This window comes from Flavobacterium sp. (assembly GCF_035292545.1).
Classification (GTDB): Bacteria; Bacteroidota; Bacteroidia; order Flavobacteriales; family Flavobacteriaceae; genus Flavobacterium.
The window spans coordinates 185,379-204,877 of sequence record NZ_DATDPV010000073.1; the positions used below are offsets into that span (position 1 = coordinate 185,379).

A 19,499-nucleotide genomic window follows, 5' to 3' on the forward strand; every position below is an offset into this window, starting at 1 on the left:
AGTTTGTATTCAAGCAAAATAGCTTTATTCAATTCGATTATGGAAAATGCACCCCATGTTAGAACCGTAAATGTTACGCGATACATCACTCCTTTGCGGGAAGGCGGTTCTTTGCCTGCACTCGCTGAAGCCGATGATGATTTTAAATATGTATTAAAATTTAAAGGGGCCGGACATGGCGTAAAAGCCTTAATAGCGGAATTAATAGGCGGAGAAATTGCCCGAGTTTTGAACTTGAAAATGCCTGAACTCGTTTATGCCCATCTCGATGAAGCTTTTGGCCGCACAGAAGCCGATGAAGAAATTCAGGATTTACTTCAGGGTAGTCAGGGACTCAATTTGGCCTTGCATTATTTATCCGGAGCGATAACTTTTGATCCTGTTGTGACTGTTGTTGATCCAAAACTGGCTTCGCAAATTGTTTGGTTGGATGCTTTTATTACCAATGTGGACCGAACTTTCAGAAATACCAATATGCTGATTTGGCATAAAGAATTATGGCTGATTGATCATGGTGCAAGTCTTTATTTTCATCATTCGTGGACCAATTGGGAAAAACATGCACAAAGTCCGTTTGCCCTGATAAAAGACCACGTATTGTTGCCTCAGGCTTCTATGTTGCCAGAAACGGATGTACTATTTAAAAAAATATTGACTGATAAAGTTTTACAATCTATTGTGAATCTGATTCCAACAGACTGGTTGCAATGGGAAGATACCGATGAAACGCCCGAAGCCATTCGAGCCGTCTATTTCCAGTTTTTATCCATACGTTTGAACCATTCTGAAATTTTTATAAATGAAGCCCAAAATGCAAGAGAAACACTTATATGAGTATGCCGTAATCCGGGTTGTGCCTAGGGTAGAACGCGAAGAATTCCTCAATGTGGGCATTATTCTCTTTTGTAAAAAAGCCAAGTTTATAAAAGTACTCTGTTCGGTAAACGAATCAAAACTCCAGCTTTTTTCAGATGATTTGGATCTGGAACAATTGCATTTAAATTTACTGGCTTTCGGGAAAGTAGGGCATGGTGAAAAATCAGGCGGGCCAATAGCGCAATTCGATATTCCGTCACGTTTCCGTTGGCTGACGGCCATTCGCAGTTCGGCTATTCAGACTTCAAGACCACATCCGGGATTGTGTGATGATTTGGAGCAGACCGCACAACGCTTGTTTGAGGAAATGGTTTTATAAATAAATTGAATTAAAATACTCTTTTGGAGTCTTATCAATATCATATTCAAAAAACTAAGGGATACTATTCAGGTGACGGGCAAGATGCCTGCCCATGCTGAAGCAAGCCTGAAGAAGATAGCCGCCCGTGGGTGCATCCCAGTCCAGCATTTCGCCAATACAATAGTGATGTTTCTTGTTTATCAATTGGAAGTTTTTGTCCACAGCATTCAGTTGAATGCCGCCCGTTGTGGATATGGCATCATTCAATAGGGCAGAACCCTTGATTTCCAAAGCCATTTTTTTAATGTTTTGTGCCAATAATTCCGGATTCAGGTAGGTTTCTTTTGAAAGGTATTTTTTCAAAAGGCCAATCTGCGCGGGGCTCAATTTAACCTCTTTTTGTAATGTTTCGCTCGTCTTTTTTAAGTTTGAATTTTTGATCTTCTGATGCAAATCATCACAACTTAAGGTTGGTTTTAAATCCAGAAAAATGGTGGCCTTTTGCTGGTTCTCCAACTCTTCCCGAATTTGTGGACTAAGCGCATAAATGGCATTGCCTTCTAAACCGAAACGCGTGATGACTGCTTCGCCTTTTTGTCTTTTATTTAAACAACTAATAGCTATATTTTTAAGGGGACTGCCTTCGTGTTCCGTAACGAAATCTTCTGGCCAGTCAACACGATACGCACAATTCGAGGATTGAAACGGAATGATAGCAATACCTTGCGTTTCGAATAAATCAAGCCAAGTACCATCTGAACCGGTTACTTTCCAGCTCCCGCCGCCCATAGCAAATATGATATAGTCGGATTTTATTTCTGAATCAGTATTGAAAACAAGATCATCTTTGCCAGTCCAACCCGTCCAGATGTGCTGATATTGGATGTCAACGCCTTGTTTATCGAGAACATCAAGCATAGCCTTGAGTACCGCGATGGGTTTAATGCCGCTTTCGGGATAGACGCGTTTGCTGCTTCCGATGTAAGTCGGAATCCCGATGGAATTCATCCAATTCCGGAAATCCCGGTTATCAAAATTAAGGAGTGCCTCTTGTAAGAAATGGGATGGTGTATACCGTGCGATGAGTTCAACAATCGGTTCCGAATGGGTGAGGTTAAATCCACCTTTTCCGGCCACCAGGAATTTTCTTCCCAGTGTTTTGTTTTTTTCGTAGATTGTGACCTTGAATTTCTGACAATCCAGAAATGCTGCGAGTAAAAGTGCAGCAGGTCCTCCACCAATAATTGAAACTGATTTCTTCACGCCACAAAAATACGGTTTGTTTTACCGATTAAACCGGATATCTGTTTTTTTATTGGCTATAGTTAAATCAGAGCACAGCATGTTCCTTTCGTATGGATTTCAAACTATAGAATCCTTTTTTCTAACACGATAAATTCTAAAGGCTGATTTGAGATTGGAATATGAACGTCGCTTGCCGGGAATGGCTCTCTTGCTCCCGTAGCTATATAACCTTTGCGCTTGTACCAGGCAATCAATTCTTCCCGAACTGAAATAACGGTCATTACTATTTTAGGCAAACCTAATGCCGAAGCATGAATTTCAGCCTGTTGCAATAATTGTTTTCCAACACCGCTATTTTGTAATTCTGGCGAAACGGTCAGCATTCCTAAATACAATTGATTTTCTTTTTCAATTAGCAATACGCAACCTATAATCCGGTTGTTCTCCGTAAATTTCAGAATGGTATTTTTCTGGTTCTGGATGGTTTCCGTTAATTCTTTTTCGGTGGTTCTGAGTCCTTCTAACAGGTTAGCTTCGGTAGTCCATCCTTTTTTAGAAGATTCACCACGATAGGCTGAATTGATTAATTTATTTAATGCAGAAACGTCTTCTAAAGTTGCTTTTGTAATCATGCGTACTATATTCTTGGGTTTTTGACTTTAAGTTTTCTAGGAAATTGATCCAAGTCCAGCGGCGCTAAAGCACTGTTGGCAGATGTTTAATTATTTTAAATAAGGTTTAATTTGATTTAAATCCATACTTATCATATTTCTATCAACATTTAAGCATGCTGACGGAAGTCCAAAACTTGTATTGAAAACCATTTTGTTTTCGTGATTAAAATCAATTCCCATTTCATTTATTTGAAAAGGGCGAAGTTTTATAAAGCTTACACATTGGGAATTATCCATTATTTTTTTATCTGATTCATATAATTTCTTGATTTCATTATTAATATATTTTTCTAAGTATTTAGAATTTATAAAAATGTCAGAATTTTTTATAGCAACATACTTTTTATTTACTAATTTATATACTTGATATTCCCAAAAATATCTTCCCTTATAATCAGGCGAACCTGTTGAAACAAATTTATAATTTTTCAAATAACAGGTTTTCACAATAATTTCGTCAAAACCATCATCATTTTTCTTTTCAACTTTTTCACAAGTTACTTTAAGTTCAATATCCAACGGCGTCTTTTTTTGGGAATGGCAGTAAAAACTGAAAAGAAGAACAAATAATAAATTTAATTTCATAAGATATTTAGGATTTTTGGATAACTTGTTGCTAACGTCTCGCTGCTTGCGGTCAGTGGCGAGAACTATCACTGAAAATCATAAATATAGACGAAAATTGGAGTTAACAGCGTTTTTTTCGAAGGAAAAAACAACTAAAGCCATTGACGCAAACCACTGTTGTGCGTTGTTTTTTTAACCAAGTTTGAAAATCATATCCATTTGCTTCCTGTTCAAAGAATTTGGTATGTTTTTTAAAATTAAATTCCTAAAACAAATCCCAAAATTGTTTTCAAGTTGTGCAATTTTACCTAATTGCCAACTCGTTTTTACTATTTTATTTGCTTTTTCTCTTCTTAATTTCTCATATTCTATAAAAGTACTCTCTATAGCAACTCCATTTTCTAATAGTTTTCCTAAAATATACGCATCTTCAATTGCTTGGCACGCACCTTGTCCTAAATTTGGTGTTGTTGCGTGAGCAGAATCTCCAACCAAACAAACATTTTCTTGTTGCCATTTATTAATTGGTTTTAGGTCAGTAATTTCACTAACCATAATTTCATCTTTTTTGGTCGCAATGATAATATCTAAAATATCTTTATGAAATTCCTTGAATAGTTCCTCTAAATTTTCGTTTACTTTTTCAGAATTTTCTCCTTTTGCGTTTTTTAATGCGAACCAATATACTTTTTTATCACTGATTTTCACAAAACCAAAGCGTTTTCCTTTTCCCCAAGCCTCATTAAGTTCGTTATTATATTTTTTAGGCAAATTAAATTCACAAATTCCTCTCCAACATATTTGATTTGCTTTTCGGATTGTACTTTGTTCAAATAATTGTTTTCTTACTACTGATTTTATTCCGTCTGCACCAATTACAATTTTACTTTCTGTTGTTGTATTATCTTCAAAAGTTAGTTTGAACAATTCGTTTTTTTCGATTTTTGAAAGTTTTTTCGATAAAGTAATATTTTCATATCCAATTTCATCGGCTAATATTTTTTGTAATTCTCCTCTGTGAATTGCTATGTTATGAACTCCAAATTTTTTTTCGTAATAATTCAAATCAACTACTGATATATTCTCTAGGTTTTGATTTGTAATTTTTAGATATGAAATTTTGTTTCCTGCTTTTTCAATTTTTTCGTGAATTCCTAATTTTTTAAAAACTTGCATTGCATTATTAGCAATAATTATCCCTGCTCCAACTGGTTTGATTTCTGATGAACTTTCAAAAATGTTTACTTTTAAACCATTTTGTTTTAATGTTAAAGCAGTCGTTAAACCTCCAATTCCCGCTCCAATTATATTTATGATTTCATCTTTCATTTTTTTTACTTTTGGATATTTATTTTCGGTTTTCTGTAGCTCGAAAATAACGCACAACGTCCCGCGGCTTGCGAGCAGTGGCGGGACTTATCACTGACAATCACAAATATAGACGAAAATTGGAGTTAACAGCGTTTTTTCCGAAGGAAAAAACAACTAAAGCCATTGACGCAAACCGCTGTTAGTGGCTGGCTTTTTTTTTGTTTTATTCTTTTTGAAAATTCTTATCTAAGTAATCATATACTAGATTAAAATGTTCTAATGGTGCAATATGTCCACCATTTAATTTAATGTGGGAATAGTAATGTTTAAAATTATTTTGTTGTAATCGCTTAACAATTTGGTCAGACATTTCGGTGGCTGGCCATTGATTGTCTTTTATTCCTGATATAAGTAAAATCGAACCATTAATGTTTTCAACTTCGATTTCTGCTTTTTTAACGGCTTCTTTATCTTCCAGCATCATGCTAAATGCTGTATAATGGTCACCTGTGAGTGCTGGTGAAATTGTTTTTAAAGTAGCAGGAACATAAGGAACTTCTTTATTTTTATAGCTCCAAGCCGAAGTGTTTGACGACCAAGTAAGTGCTGGGAAACTTACATTTGGCGCTGACATAGCAATTACACCCGTGAAATCATTATATCTACTTGCTAAATTCAATGCCAACTCGCCACCACGCGAACCGCCCATTAATATTATTCTAGACTTATCAATTTTTGGGTTTTTTGCTATAGATAAAATAGAATCGCGAATTGCGTCTAGTGATATTCTATCCAAACTTGATGGTGCTCCATTTGAATTGAAATATCCAATTGCTAATAAGGCATAACCCTTATTGTTAAGACTATCTCGTTTTACTTTTACGTAATCTCTGCTCCAGTCATTTCCGCCGCCGCCGCCGCCAAATGCAACTATCAAAGGTTGCTTTTCACCTTTACCCAAAAACAATGTTGTATCTAAGATTCCATGTTCTTTTGGAATAGGTGGAACATAAGTGAAAACATATACAAGACCGAAGCACAAAGTACTCGTAATTAAAATTAACGCTATTTTAGTTTTTTTTGACATTTTACAGTTTGTTTTAAAATTTGAGTAAATGTAAGTTTTTGGTTTCTATAAACTTTTGACCTATATCAAAAAATCATTTTTCAGCTCTGATTCGGCTCAATGTTTCCTGCGTAATACCTAAATAGGAAGCAACCATTCCAAGCGGAATTCTGTGATGAATATCGTGATACGTTTCTATAAAATGGTTATATTTTTCTTTAGCTGTCGTAAAACGCATAGATTTTATTCTTTCCATAAAGTGACCAAAAATTGTACCCATTGACAATCTTGCATAACGTTCCATTTCTGGAAAATTTTCAAATAAATACATTAAATCATTTACCTCTAAACAAAACGTATCTGAATTTTCAAGTGCATCAATGTTGTATATGTCTAATTTTCTTGTTCTAAAACTTCTCGGCGAATTGCACCATTCTCCTTCCGCTGGAAAATATTCGCTAATTTCTTTTCCATCTTTAATAAAATAGGTGCGAAATAAGCCTTTTTGGATAAAATAGGATTTTGTACATACATTATTTGCATTATGAACTATTTCACTTTTATTAAAAGTTACAAAACTAACTTTGTCAATTAACGCAATTTTAAGTTCATCATTTAGATTGATGTACTTTTCAAAATGTCTAAATAGTGTTTCTTTTTGTTCGATGATTTTTTGTTTTTAGTGTTACTTTTTGTGCGTTTTGGGAAGCTTGCTACTAACGTTCCGCTGCTTGTGTTCAGTGGCGGGAACTATCACTGACAATTACAAATATAAACGAAAATTGGAGTTAACAGCGTTTTTTCCGAAGGAAAAAACAACGAAAGCCATTGACGCAAACAGCTGTTAGCCATCGTTTTTTTTTAGGTTAAACAACTTATTTATTCATTTCAATTACTACTTCTTTTGCCAACTCGTTTAGTTCAAGCCATTCTTTTGTCAAAATAAATTCCTCAATATTTGGCAAGTTTTGCGGTGTTTTTTCAGAAATTATATTTAATAATGTATTGAATTTTTCAAGAGCTTGTCGCTCCTTTTCGTTAAATGCCATTTTATGTATTTCACTTTCTGGTTGGTAATCATCATCCCAAAGGTTAAATAATTCATCAGAGACTTGTGCACTTGGAACGTCGCTTTGGAATTTTAATTGACTTTCTTTTGAACTCCATAGATTAAGGTTTTCAAGTATATTTTTCCGTATCTGTTGTGCTACTTTTTCTAATTTGCTTTCTGCCATTTGGTTTGTTTGTGTTCTAAGTTTTTTCGTCAGTTAAAATGATGGCTAACGTCCCGCGGCTTGCGAGCAGTGGCGTGAACTATAACTACCAATAACAAATATAGAGGAAAATTGGAATTAACAGCGTTTTTTCCGAAGGAAAAAACAACTAAAGCCATTGATGCAAACAGCTGTTATGGGCAGGTTTTTTCTTTATTATCTTTTAATCTTAATTCTTAATTATTTTTTCTACTATTATTCCTTTGGGGCTTTTTATATGAACTAAATAAATACCTTTTGTTAGGTGGTCAACTTGGATTTTTGTATTTCCTGTTTTTAATGCTATAGTTTGTAACAGTTGTCCTTGTAAATTGAATATTTCAGCTATAGTGTTCGCGTAGTCTGTATAAATGTCAGTAAATTCTATAAACAACAGTTCGTGGCAAGGATTTGGATAAACAGAAACAGAGTTTTCAATATAATTTTCTTGTGTTTCTAAAGTAACTGAACATGCACCATTAACCAACACTGGAGTATGTCTTTCAATTGTGGTTCCGTCACTAAGTTGGCCAGAGTTATTGTTGCCCGCTGATTTAATAGTAGTATCATTTTTCAGGAAAAGCGAGAAGTGTACACCAGCATCAATGGTAATTATACCATTCAAGCCAGGTATTGCAAATGGTATGCTCCTATCAATTGTGGTGTTGTCTCCAAGCTGACCATACGTATTCGCTCCTGATGCCCAAACTGTACCATTATTCTTAAGGAAAAGAGAATGAAGGTATCCAGCTGATACATTTATCATTTGGCTAAGACCAGTTATTTGAAACGGGTTATAATTATTACTACCTACATTTGAATTACCAAGTTGACCGTAGTAATTAGATCCAACTCCCCAAACCGTTTGGTCATTTTTCAGAAAGAGCGAATGTGTTCCGCCAGCAGCAACCTTTGTAATACCATTTAGTCCTGTTATTTGCACTGGAGTTGATACACCAAATAAAGGCTGACTTCCTATTTGACCGTAGTTATTATCGCCTGTGGCCCATACAGTTCCATCATTTTTAAGAAAAAGGGAATGATACATTCCAGAACTAATTGCGGTAATTCCTGTAAGCCCAATTACCTGCACTGGTGTACTTTTACTTTGTGTAGTTCCGTCACCCAGCTGGCCTCCAATATTATTACCAACCGCCCAAACCGTCCCATCATTTTTTAGGAATACTGAAAAGTCGATACTGGCTGATATGGATGTAATTCCTGTAAGCCCCAATACTTGAAGGGGAGTTGTTTTACTGGTTGTGGTTCCATCACCAAGTTGCCCTTGACCATTACTACCAACAGACCAAACTGTTCCATCATTTTTTAGGAAAAGGGAATGCGAATAGGATGCATCAACTGCTATGATTCCGTTAAGTCCAGACACCTGAACTGGGACACTATGGCTGACATAATTTCCAAGTCCAAGTTGCCCACTGGTATTTGAACCTACGCTTTGAGATGATCCGCTTACACAACTAAAAAGCGAATGATTAAATCCTGCAGATATTGTTTGGGCATTTATGTAATAATTAAGGCCGATTAAAAAGATAAATTGTGTAGTTAAAAAAAGTTTGAGTCTGTTTTTATTCATTATAGAATTGTTTTATAAATTTGATTTTGAGTTAAACTTGCCCATAACGTCCCGCGGCTTGCGAGCAGTGGCAGGAACTATCACTGACAATTACAAATATAGACGAAAATCGGAGTTAACAGCGTTTTTTCCGAAGGAAAAAACAGCTAAAGCCATTGCTGCAAACCGCTGTTAGCAGATGTATTTTACGAAAGCCATGTATGAATAATTTTTGCAATTTTCCATTTTCCAGATTTTTTTTCTATAACTATCAAAAATCCTCGCCCGCATTTTCCACCGCCACATGATGCACTAGCAGCTAAAACTCCAGAAGTTTGGGCATTATTAAACTGGATTCGTGAAACTGAAATAGAACCAACAGGAAGCAAATTATTTTGATAATCCCAGAATCTCACTTCGGGGAATTCGGATAAGTATTTAAAAGCAAATTTTTTATTGTTTTTAAACGTAGATAGATTTAATTTGAAATGCTTGATATCTTTTGATTTGTCATACACAAATAGTGAATCTTTATACATTTCCAAAATTTGTTGTTTATCGTTTTTCCAAATCTTTTCGACGTAATCATTTACACCGATTATTATTTTTGCCGTATCTTTTTTGATACTATCCTGATAGCTCCAATATTTTTTCAACTTGTCGTGATAACCTACTGTATCTTCTTTATTTGTTTTAAAATCTAATCTTGGACTTGGTGGAGGCAACATAACTCTCCGATCCATATAAATCGAATCAACAATTTCTAAAAAGACTTCATCCAGTGCATTTTTTTCAATTTGTAGAGTACTCAATGTCTTTTCACAACTTAAAAGTTGAAGTGAAATTATAAATGTAAGTATGATTTTTAGTGATTTCATCTAATATATCTGCTAACGTCCCGCGGCTTGCGAGCAGTGGCGCGACTTGTCACTGCCAATCACAAATATAGACGAAAATTAGAATTAACAGCGTTTTTTCCGAAGGAAAAAACAACTAAAGCCATTGACGCAAACCGCTGTTGGCAGAAGTATTTTTGTACTTAGTTATTATAGTAATAGTTTTTTCCACCTTCTTGCAATTCTATTTTAACAATTTTGTCAAAAGGTATGATATTCTTCAATCCTGACATAAATCTTGATTTACCGCCTTTTAAAGTGTCATTTTCCAATGTTACAGTATCGAAATAAAAATATTTCTTTTTCCCGTTTATTAATGTTACTCTCATTTCAAGTGAAGGAGAATTTTGGACAAAAACTACATTTCCTTTTTTGTCTGTTGCATTTAGATATTTAATATCGTTTGATAAGTATTTAAAATTTTTGTAAAAAAGTGGATTATTAGTCTCAACTTCTTTCATTTTATTATTGTCAGTTTTAGTAAATTGACTTTTGAAACTTTGGGGTGTAATTGTATAAGTTTTACATGAAATCAGTAAAAATATTATTCCAAGTCCTATTAATTTTAATTTCATTTCTGTTAGTTATTTTTGTTTTTCATATATATTTCTGCCAACGTCCCGCGGCTTGCAAGCAGTGGCGGGAACTGTCACTGACTATCACAAATATAGACGAAAATTGGAATTAACAGCGTTTTTTCCGAAGGAAAAAATGACTAAAGCCATTGATGCAAACCGCTGTTGGCATTTCGTTGTTTTTATTCAGTTTATAATTCTGTTTTTTTATTTTCAGTTTTTCTCATTTCTTTTTTCATTTGTTTTTTATAGTTATATCTAGACAATAAACCCATAGACAAGCCAAAGAAGAAAAAGTGCAATAAGAATTTAAATATCCTAAATGATTGCCCATCAGAATAGTCAAATCCTGCCATTAGTCCAGCGTAAACTAGTCCCGATATCAAAAATGATTTTATAAATATTTTATTTTCAGTTTTCATTATTCATATTTTTTATTGTCAAATACATAGCTAAAATTAAGGATCCACTTTGAAATTACATTCGCGATAATTATATTAAGATAGATTTTTATTTTTCCCTTTTCCACAATGTATGCCAACGTCCCGCTGCTTGCGTTCAGTGGCGGGAACTCTCACTGACAATCACAAATATAGACGAAAATTGGAGTTAACAGCGTTTTTTCCGAAGGAAAAAACAACTACAGCCATTGACGCAAACAGCTGTTACCAGTAGGTGTTGTCGCTTAATTGTCATTTCATCGTTAGGATTATTTCTGCGTTTCGGTTGTCAGCCGCAAACTTTTCTGAATTTACTTCATTAAATCTCAAAAAAATCGAGCTTCGCTCGTTCTTGCTTTTTCACCGGCTCGATTTTCGGCTAATAATTTTCTGCATTTCAATTGTCTTTCGTAAACTTTTTAACCGCAACTTTCTGCAAACTGTTTTCCAGAATTCTATTCGTTTGTAAATTTCGTTTTTCAACAGTTTGTTAATTTTTGTCCGCTTTGTAAATTCAAATTTCGATTATGAACCAAGTTTAAATTCAGCTGAGAATTTTTTAAAAAGTCGAGTAGAAGTGGTCAGAAATTCAGAAACTATTCAGCGTTATTTCTGTCGGCGGTTTTTTGGAAAAACACTTGCTGGTAACGTCTCGCTGCTTGCGGTCAGTGGCGAGAACTATCACTGAAAATCATAAATATAGACGAAAATTGGAGTTAACAGCTTTTTTTCCGAAGGAAAAAATGACTAAAGCCATTGACGCAAACCACTGTTAGCGGTTGGGCTATATTTTTCTCTTTAGATGCGATGAAGTTTAATATTTTATTTCTACATCTAATTGTCTTCCTTCTACAGAAGCTTTTTTGTCCATTCCAGAACCTACTACAATTCCGATCGCCATACCAATTGGTAAACCTAATGCTAATAACCCCATATTACCAATGCTTAATCCAAAAACAACTCCAATTGGCAATCCAAAAGCGGACATACCAACAACTAACCAAAGATTGCGATAATAGTTTTTGGGTACAATTTTAAGTTCCTTTTCAACTAGTTTTATGATTCTCGTTTGCTTCTGTTTTACTAATTTCCTTAATTCATTATCTGTAAGAGATGTAGAATTTATTTCTTCAATATCCTGATTAACAGATTCAATTATTTTATGCGGTAATTGCTTTTTTTTTAATTCCTTTAGAAGTTCTGCGAGTTGGACATAAATTTTACTTAAATTAATGTTGTCAGAGATATTTTGTCTTTCTTTTAGTTCAATCATGTTCATAACTTTTCATTTTTCTTAGCTGACCGCTAACGTCCCGCTGCTTGCGTTCAGTGGCGGGAACTATCACTGACAATCACAAATATAAAGGAAAATTGGAATTAACAGCGTTTTTTCCGAAGGAAAAAACAACTAAAGCCATTGACGCAAACAGCTGTTAGCCGTTCGGTTTTTTTATACACTTAAACTTAGTCCACATTTTTTACATTTTGTATTCTCTTTTTCTATTTTTGTTCCACACGCAGGACAATTTTCATTTATTAAAACTTTTTTTGTTTCATATTCGGTTTGTATTGCGTTCAATTTTTCAACATTTTGCTCTTTAATATATTTTGTTCCCACAATATTTTTTAAATTTTCACCCATTAGTATTTCAATCATAAAATTTGGCCCAATACATTTAGTTTTTTTAATCCAATCTAGTTCAAATTGATTTTTGTCTTTTGAATAAGTTATTAATTTGAAATATGAGTTTCTTAAGTAAGTTTTATAAAGACTTTTTTCTATATCCACTTCGTTATATAATTCAAATTCCTTTTTGCTTACTTTCTTGTGCTCAATGTATATTGAATTATTTGCTTTAGCAAAATTTAGGATTTCTATTAAACCAAACTTTGGTTCTATTATTCTTTCAATGAATGATTTTAAGAAAAAAATAGAGAAAATGAAAGCTGTCAAAATTCCCAATAATATTAAAATTATGCTAAAAGAATTATTCATTCTATTTCTATTGAATTTAATTTTTAGTATTTTTTTTCTATGTTCAGCCAAACTGACGGCTAACGTCCCGCTGCTTGCGTTCAGTGGCGGGAACTATCACTGACAATCACAAATATAGACGAAAATTGGAATTAACAGAGTTTTTTCCGAAGGAAAAAACAACTAAAGCCATTGACGCAAACAGCTGTTAGCAGCCGTTGATTTTATTAAAATAAATATAATGTAGTATAGATAATAGTTGTACATACAAAACCCGAAACTAACAAAATCAATAAAAAGATTGGCAAATTATGAAATTTACTAATTTCTAGTTGTTTTGTCTTTTGTGCAATAAAACTACTAATTTCGACATAATTAGAAAATTCAGAATCGCTAAACATATAAGTCTTATTATCAAAGGTTTTAAAATGAAAGGATTCTACGTTTTTATATCGACCGTATGAAAAATGTTGAGCAAATCCTAAAATTTCATCATTCTTGTATTCAAAGCGTTTATTTCTAAAAAAAAACTTTATTTTAATTGAATTGTCGTCTACAATTATTCTTTTTAAAAAATAAAGTATTGATATTCCGACTCCGAGCGAAATGGTACAGAAAACGTCTATAACAATCCAAAAATCTTGAGAAAATTTATTTTCTTTACTCCTCGACATATCTAAATTAAGTGTGAAAATTAATGACCAAACGCCAAAAATCAAAAGATACGATGTTAAAACTATTAAAAGCCAATGTGTTTTTGATTTCAAAGATTTAATTTTAAGTTTCAGTTTTCGGTTCAATGGTTGCTAACGTCCCGCGGCTTCGGGAGGTTGCGACGAATTTAAGACTTAATTCTCCAAGTACAAGACGACTTTTGAAAAAACGTAGTTTTTTCGGAAGTTGACCAAGCCCAGCAATCTCCCGAAACCGCTGTTAGCAACTGTAATTATATTTTGAATTGCGGTAATTCTGAGCTTAAACTTTTATTTACGATTTTATTTCTCATTAGTGTCTTTTGGTTAAAATGTCTTGAAACGTTTCGAACAACTTCTGAATAATTATCATTTTGAGATTTAGAATTTTTTTTATCGTAATTGTGATAAAATACTTTTATTGACTTACAGTTTTTATTTTCAAATATTGCATTCAATAATGTTCTATCAGATATTCCGCAAGAATGTCCCATAATGTGGACTTGAAAAACTTTGTCTTCAATAAAATTAAATAATTCTCTGTAATTGTCAGTGTTTGTATATGCAAACGATTTCATGAGTCTTAAATATTCATTTTCGTTTTTCTCTTCAATGTCTGAATATCTTTTATGCATTTCATCACCAAAGCCTAAATTGATTGGATTTTCCATATCATTTAAACTTCCATGAATGTTTATAGTTTTATAATTTTTAAGTTTGTCTGAATATAATTCTTCTGCAGTATTTGTATAATTGAAATTTAAGATAAGTGTTTCATCGAATTTTGTCATGTTATTATTATCTTTTAAAACTTTCAATAAATCATATCTAATCGTTTTGGCGTAACTTTCTGGAAATTCTTTAAGAAATTCTTCGATACTCTCTGAATCCCGAATTAATTTATCTTCAAATAGTTGAGCTGTTTTTTCATTATACTTTACGCCAATTTGGGATTTAACATGTTCAAATAAATAGCATTCAAATTTTTCGGCTATTGAATCTACTTCTTTGTTGAGTTTTTTAATCTCGTCATATATATTATTTGAAGAAGTCTGGTCAAGTAGATTGAGCAGTTTATTAAAATATTCTATTTCAATATCGACCCAGTTAGATTCAATTTTACGTGATATTTCGTAGAAAAAATGATTACGTAAAAGAATTGCTGGTTTTCGATTTATATGTAAATTTTTTTCTGGATGCATTATTGAAAATTCACCAAGACTAGAACTCATGTGATCCATGATTTCTTTTAGTGAATTCATATTATCAAACACATATCCAGGAATTACAAATTCAAGTAAATCATCTTTCCATGACGAATCTTTTATGCCTGAATAATAATTTTCGATAAAATCAGAATATTTTGTTTTGAGTTTATGCGATAAATCAAATCCATTCCCCAAAATAATAAGTCTATTTATCATTTATAATAATTTTATCCGTTTTGAAATTATTGTTGCTAACGTTCCCAGGCTTTGCGATGTTGCGGACTAAAGAAACCGAAACTTTCGATTAAGCTCAGATTTCAAAGATACAAAACCAACTTTAGATTAAACACAAAAACCGCAATAGCGCAAAACCTGTGTTGGCAGATGCCTTTTTTAAGCAATAGTTTATTCTTTAATAAATTTTTTATAAATTTTCTCATTTTCTGTATAAACTTCAATTAAGTAAACACCTTTAGATAAATTTTCTACATTAATTTCATTATTGTTTTGGGTTGGTGTTAAAATTTCTTTTCCTAAAAAATCATATACTGTTATTTTATCAACTTTTGAGTTTGTTTTTATTTGGACAACATTACTTGATGGATTTGGGAAGATTTTTATTTTGTTGTTATTAACAATTGGAAAGCTATTATTAGATAAAGTTGCAAGATAGTTAAATACATTAATTGGGCATCCTGATGTTGCAGCAGCTATCCAAGGACTGACATCTGTTGGTGAACAAACTGACCGAACAAAAAACACATTACATCCTGGTGGCAAACCTATGTATATAAACGGATTACTAGACGTTGAAATCCATCCATTTGACGGTAAGGGAGCTCCGACATAAAAATCTGGTACTACTGCAATATCCCAAGTGGTGGCAGTTCCATTTTCTGTCCAACTTAATAATGCATCTTGAGTATTAACGGTCGAATAAACTAAATTTGACGGAGTTGGACATTGTGCTTTAACTGTCAGGTTGGTAATTAAGATAATTAAAGTTATAATTTTTTTCATAATGGTTATTACCTCTACACAGATTTTCTTGGTTTCGAGTAGCTCAAAGGTTTCTGCCAACGTCCCGCTGCTTGCGTTCAGTGGCGGGAACTCTCACTGCTAATAACAAATATAGACGAAAATTGGAGTTAACAGCGTTTTTTCCGAAGGAAAAAACAACTAAAGCCATTGACGCAAACAGCTGTTGTGTGCTGGTTTTTTTTATTCCGTTTTGTAAAAAGAATCTTGAATTTTAATATATTCGGTTTTATTAAATCTATTCTTTGTTTTTGAAAATGGATTAAGTTGTTCTAACATATATGATTTAACAGTTAAACTTAACTCTATGTCGTAATTTTTTAATTTTACTATTTCATTATCATTTATATGTCGCAATAATATTTCTCTTATTCCTGGATATTCTTTTTCAACCAAAGCTTTAAAAGCAAAGCAACGAATTAATGGAATTTCACATTCAGTGAGCGAAATTAAGTCTTTATCATTGGTTTTTTTCAAGAAAGTTTTAAAACTTTCGTCTTTTTCAATTTCACGTGTTAAACATGTGTTTTCAACTCTTAAGTCCCAAAGAGTATTTTTCAACTCAACATTTTTCATAATGTTTTCTAGTTTAGTTGTTGGTTTGAAGCTTTTAATTTCCTTTTCACAACTTGGTAGAAAAATGATAATAAATAAAAGACAAATGGATTTATACATGTAATTATTTAGAAATAAATTAGTTATTGTTATTTTAACGCAATTTTGTAGTTAACTAGCACACAACGTCCCGCCGCTTGGCGAGGTTGGGGACTAAATTAAGATTTATTTTTCGGTAAAACACAAAATTTCCAAATACAAGACAAACTTTAAATTAAGCCTAAAACCCAAATCTTGCCAAACGGCTGTTAGCGGCTGACTTTGTTTATACTATAATGTTGCTTTTTAACTTATGAACAAGCATTTCCAATTCGGATTTTTTTGTGATTAATATTAAGTGATCTATCCAAAATATATTTTTTTCTAAAGTTTTTATTTGATTTTTTCAATCTTATTAAAGTATCTCCATTAATTACAAATTTTTCAGAAATTTCACTAATTCGCCCAGGTCCACCCCAACAATACCAACAAGTTTTTGCTCTTTTGGCATAGCATTTTATGATTAGTTTTGATTCGCCTTTTAGAGTATAATTATATGAAGTTTCACTAAATAGCCAATCTGTTAGATTTATGTTATTCAATTTATTTTCGCCTTCTTTAAATGTATATGGATTTGATATTTGTACTGTTTTATCTTTGTTCAGTTTCAATAAACGTATTGTTATTTCATTTTTATAATTTTTATCAATGGAATAAAGCGTGTCTTTTGAAACATAAATTCCTTCGTGATTTATTTCATTTTTTTGTATTTCGTAATTTTTATCCGATTCTGAACGAATTATTTTAGTTGAATTACACGAAATAATGATTTGTGTTAAAACCAAAAATATTAAAAATATAATTCTTTTTTTTGTTATCATTTTTCCGTGTTTTTTTGGCAAGTTTGCCGCTAACGTCCCGCTGCTTGTGTTCAGTGGCGGGAACTCTCACTGCCAATTACAAATATAGACGAAAATTGGAGTTAACAGCGTTTTTTCCGAAGGAAAAAACAACTAAAGCCATTGACGCAAACAGCTGTTATGCGCTGTTTACATTTCTGTCTTTAATTATGCCGACCAACGCATCGACTGTTTCAAATTACATTATTCACTTTGAATGTTTAAATTTCCCTTTGCTTTATATAAAATATATTCCTCATTTGTTCGTAAATCTATTAGTTTGATAAAGTTATCAGAGATATTAACAATTTTATTTTTAGACTCCAAAAACGTTAGAATAGAATCTTTTGACACTGTCCACCTTACTGAGGTCTCACGAGGATAATCTTCAAATAGCCACCGCTTATTTTTATAGAAAGAATATTTTTTAACATGCCCTGTTTTATCGAAGCTAAACGTAAACCAAACATTTTGATCTCTACTCATCATGTTATAATCCCAATATTTAATACTGTTGCCGCATATTTTATCTTTAAGATCGTTTGATTTGTCACAAGCACTTAAAAATATGGTAGATAATATTAAAACTTTTATAATGTTTAGTTTAGTCATCATGGCTTAATGTTTTATTCAATAATGTATTTTGGCTCAATGTCCTTTTGAGTTCTTTTGGTCATAAATAGCGCATAACGTCCCGCGGATTGCATACAGTGGCGGGAACTATCACTGACAATTACAAATATAGACGAAAATTGGAGATAACAGAGTTTTTTCCGAAGGAAAAAACGGCTAAAGCCATTGATGCAAACCGCTGTTGTAGGCAGTAATTTCTTTTTTAAACTTTCTTCTCTCTGCATTTATTTCATCAAATTTATCATATTTCATTATTAATGGTCCAGCCATCGAAATCAATAGAATTAAAAAACCGAAAAATTTATCCATGAATTTTGCTCTTTTATTAATTATCGAACTAAAAGCGGATCCTCTAATTTCAATTAAAATATTCCTTTTATAAATTAATTTAATTATATAATTAAAAATATATAATGATATTATAAAAAGGATTGGTGAAAAATAATATGTTTCAAGAGTTAAACTATTATATCTTATAACGCCTAAAACCGCAAATATAAGAGCAAATGTAATATGATTTATTCGTTTTTCGTTTTTAAACAATTCATTGTATTTATATGTTAATGGATTTTCGTTTCTACCATTTAACATATAAAGGCCAACATACCCAATTCCAAAAACTAATGATGCACTTGTTAAAATTAAATTTTTATCCACAATTTTGATTTATTATTGCCTACAACGTCCCGCTGCTTGCATTCAGTGGCGGAACTTATCACTGACAATCACAAATATAGATGAAAAATTGGAGCTAACAGAGTTTTTTCCGAAGGAAAAAACGGCTAAAGCCATTGATGCAAACAGCTGTTATGTGTTGTGCTTTATTAATTCGTTAAAGCTATTTTTTTAATTGATTACATTTCTGCATCGATATAATAAACTGTTTTTTCTTTGGGGTTAATAAAAATTAATTGGACACCGGATGGAGATATCCCATTACAGTATATACTCCAAGGATAAACATAAAAATCTTTTGTTCTAATTTTTTTTTCTGTCGGAAACCATGGAGTTTCGTGTTGCCAACTTCCCGCGAAGGAAACTGCATCGTTTAAAATTTTAGGAAGACTGTCACAACGATACCATTGGCCGGTGCTATTATTTTGTTTTTCAAGTTCGTCAATAGTTACGTTTGAAATTTTGATTGAATATGCATCAAAATGGTCACCAGTAAAAGATCTTCCAGAAGTATAACTTTTATTGACTTTTTCTATTCTTTCATCACCAAGTTCACACCAATTTAAAACAAATCTCACGTCCGATTTCGTAGCTTTGTCTTCAATATTTTTGTTGGCAAGGGTCATTGAATACCCTAAATAGCCTCCAATTAAAATTAAGCCAAGTAGTGAAATTCCGCCCCAAATTGTGAGAAGCTGACGAATTATCTTAAATATTTTCTCCTTCAAAGTTATTTTATTTTTTTGATTACGTTTTCTGCTGTGATAGCATAACACATAACGTCCCGCTGCTTGCGTTCAGTGGCGGAAACTATCACTGACAATTACAAATATAGACGAAAATTGGAGTTAACAGCGTTTTTTCCGGAGGAAAAAACAACTAAAGCCATTGACGCAAACCGCTGTTAGCTGCTGGCATTGTTAGAACCCTAATTGTTTCAATCTCTGTTTGATTTTTACCGCGTTTGTATATTTAGCTTTTGATTTTTCTCCAGCATCATTCGTTCCA

23 protein-coding genes are annotated in these 19,499 nt (G+C 32.7%); 2 read left to right on the forward strand and 21 right to left on the reverse strand.

From position 1 onward, the window contains the following. The first annotated feature begins 39 nt into the window (after positions 1–39). Positions 40–834 (forward strand): HipA family kinase, encoded by a 795-nt coding sequence (locus tag VI621_RS12955; protein ID WP_324218818.1) that lies wholly within the window; start codon positions 40–42, stop codon positions 832–834. Further along, positions 812–1,195 carry a DUF3037 domain-containing protein gene (locus VI621_RS12960; protein WP_324218819.1) on the forward strand — a complete coding sequence of 128 codons (384 nt, stop codon included), beginning with the start codon at positions 812–814 and terminating at the stop codon, positions 1,193–1,195. The genes VI621_RS12955 and VI621_RS12960 overlap by 23 nt, the downstream gene beginning before the upstream one ends. 54 nt (positions 1,196–1,249) lie before the next feature. On the opposite strand, the gene VI621_RS12965 is transcribed toward VI621_RS12960, so the two are convergent. From VI621_RS12965 to VI621_RS13065, 21 genes are all read right to left on the reverse strand, one after another. Next, a complete protein-coding gene (locus tag VI621_RS12965; protein WP_324218820.1) occupies positions 1,250–2,440 on the reverse strand; it encodes a TIGR03862 family flavoprotein in 1,191 nt (396 codons plus the stop codon). Positions 2,441–2,544: 104 nt separating this feature from the next. Further along, positions 2,545–3,054, reverse strand: a complete 510-nt coding sequence (locus VI621_RS12970) for a GNAT family N-acetyltransferase (RefSeq protein WP_324218821.1) — start codon at positions 3,052–3,054, stop codon at positions 2,545–2,547. A 90-nt stretch (positions 3,055–3,144) separates the two neighbouring features. Next, positions 3,145–3,681 carry a hypothetical protein gene (locus tag VI621_RS12975; RefSeq protein WP_324218822.1) on the reverse strand — a complete coding sequence of 179 codons (537 nt, stop codon included), beginning with the start codon at positions 3,679–3,681 and terminating at the stop codon, positions 3,145–3,147. Between the two features lie 174 nt (positions 3,682–3,855). Then, positions 3,856–4,992 (reverse strand): FAD-dependent monooxygenase, encoded by a 1,137-nt coding sequence (locus VI621_RS12980; RefSeq protein WP_324218823.1) that lies wholly within the window; start codon positions 4,990–4,992, stop codon positions 3,856–3,858. Between the two features lie 205 nt (positions 4,993–5,197). Continuing rightward, positions 5,198–6,061: an acyl-CoA thioester hydrolase/BAAT C-terminal domain-containing protein gene (locus VI621_RS12985; protein ID WP_324218824.1), complete on the reverse strand. Its 864-nt coding sequence runs from the start codon at positions 6,059–6,061 to the stop codon at positions 5,198–5,200. Between the two features lie 73 nt (positions 6,062–6,134). Next, on the reverse strand, positions 6,135–6,344 hold the full coding sequence (locus VI621_RS12990) for a hypothetical protein (protein ID WP_324218825.1): 210 nt from the start codon (positions 6,342–6,344) through the stop codon (positions 6,135–6,137). 571 nt (positions 6,345–6,915) lie between these two features. Beyond that, positions 6,916–7,275 carry a hypothetical protein gene (locus VI621_RS12995; RefSeq protein ID WP_324218826.1) on the reverse strand — a complete coding sequence of 120 codons (360 nt, stop codon included), beginning with the start codon at positions 7,273–7,275 and terminating at the stop codon, positions 6,916–6,918. A 208-nt stretch (positions 7,276–7,483) separates the two neighbouring features. Further along, positions 7,484–8,887: a T9SS type A sorting domain-containing protein gene (locus VI621_RS13000; protein ID WP_324218827.1), complete on the reverse strand. Its 1,404-nt coding sequence runs from the start codon at positions 8,885–8,887 to the stop codon at positions 7,484–7,486. A 185-nt stretch (positions 8,888–9,072) separates the two neighbouring features. Next, positions 9,073–9,744: a hypothetical protein gene (locus tag VI621_RS13005; protein ID WP_324218828.1), complete on the reverse strand. Its 672-nt coding sequence runs from the start codon at positions 9,742–9,744 to the stop codon at positions 9,073–9,075. A gap of 161 nt (positions 9,745–9,905) precedes the next feature. Further along, positions 9,906–10,337 (reverse strand): hypothetical protein, encoded by a 432-nt coding sequence (locus VI621_RS13010; RefSeq protein ID WP_324218829.1) that lies wholly within the window; start codon positions 10,335–10,337, stop codon positions 9,906–9,908. Between the two features lie 191 nt (positions 10,338–10,528). Continuing rightward, positions 10,529–10,759 (reverse strand): hypothetical protein, encoded by a 231-nt coding sequence (locus tag VI621_RS13015; RefSeq protein WP_324218830.1) that lies wholly within the window; start codon positions 10,757–10,759, stop codon positions 10,529–10,531. A gap of 832 nt (positions 10,760–11,591) precedes the next feature. Continuing rightward, positions 11,592–12,050 carry a hypothetical protein gene (locus tag VI621_RS13020; RefSeq protein WP_324218831.1) on the reverse strand — a complete coding sequence of 153 codons (459 nt, stop codon included), beginning with the start codon at positions 12,048–12,050 and terminating at the stop codon, positions 11,592–11,594. Positions 12,051–12,227: 177 nt separating this feature from the next. Continuing rightward, positions 12,228–12,773, reverse strand: a complete 546-nt coding sequence (locus tag VI621_RS13025) for a hypothetical protein (protein WP_324218832.1) — start codon at positions 12,771–12,773, stop codon at positions 12,228–12,230. Positions 12,774–12,979: 206 nt separating this feature from the next. Further along, entirely contained in the window at positions 12,980–13,519 is a 540-nt protein-coding gene (locus VI621_RS13030) for a hypothetical protein (RefSeq protein WP_324218833.1), read from the reverse strand. A 179-nt stretch (positions 13,520–13,698) separates the two neighbouring features. Continuing rightward, complete coding sequence (locus VI621_RS13035) at positions 13,699–14,868, reverse strand: AbiH family protein (RefSeq protein WP_324218834.1); 1,170 nt, start codon at positions 14,866–14,868, stop codon at positions 13,699–13,701. 189 nt (positions 14,869–15,057) lie between these two features. Then, the gene (locus tag VI621_RS13040) at positions 15,058–15,732 is read right to left on the reverse strand and encodes a T9SS type A sorting domain-containing protein (RefSeq protein WP_324218835.1); all 675 of its coding nucleotides are present in this window, start codon (positions 15,730–15,732) and stop codon (positions 15,058–15,060) included. 141 nt (positions 15,733–15,873) lie between these two features. Then, entirely contained in the window at positions 15,874–16,365 is a 492-nt protein-coding gene (locus VI621_RS13045) for a hypothetical protein (protein WP_324218836.1), read from the reverse strand. 230 nt (positions 16,366–16,595) lie between these two features. Further along, on the reverse strand, positions 16,596–17,165 hold the full coding sequence (locus VI621_RS13050; RefSeq protein ID WP_324218837.1) for a hypothetical protein: 570 nt from the start codon (positions 17,163–17,165) through the stop codon (positions 16,596–16,598). Positions 17,166–17,387: 222 nt separating this feature from the next. Next, on the reverse strand, positions 17,388–17,798 hold the full coding sequence (locus VI621_RS13055) for a hypothetical protein (protein ID WP_324218838.1): 411 nt from the start codon (positions 17,796–17,798) through the stop codon (positions 17,388–17,390). A 174-nt stretch (positions 17,799–17,972) separates the two neighbouring features. After that, entirely contained in the window at positions 17,973–18,473 is a 501-nt protein-coding gene (locus VI621_RS13060; protein ID WP_324218839.1) for a hypothetical protein, read from the reverse strand. A 197-nt stretch (positions 18,474–18,670) separates the two neighbouring features. Continuing rightward, positions 18,671–19,219: a hypothetical protein gene (locus tag VI621_RS13065; protein WP_324218840.1), complete on the reverse strand. Its 549-nt coding sequence runs from the start codon at positions 19,217–19,219 to the stop codon at positions 18,671–18,673. Positions 19,220–19,499: the final 280 nt, after the last annotated feature.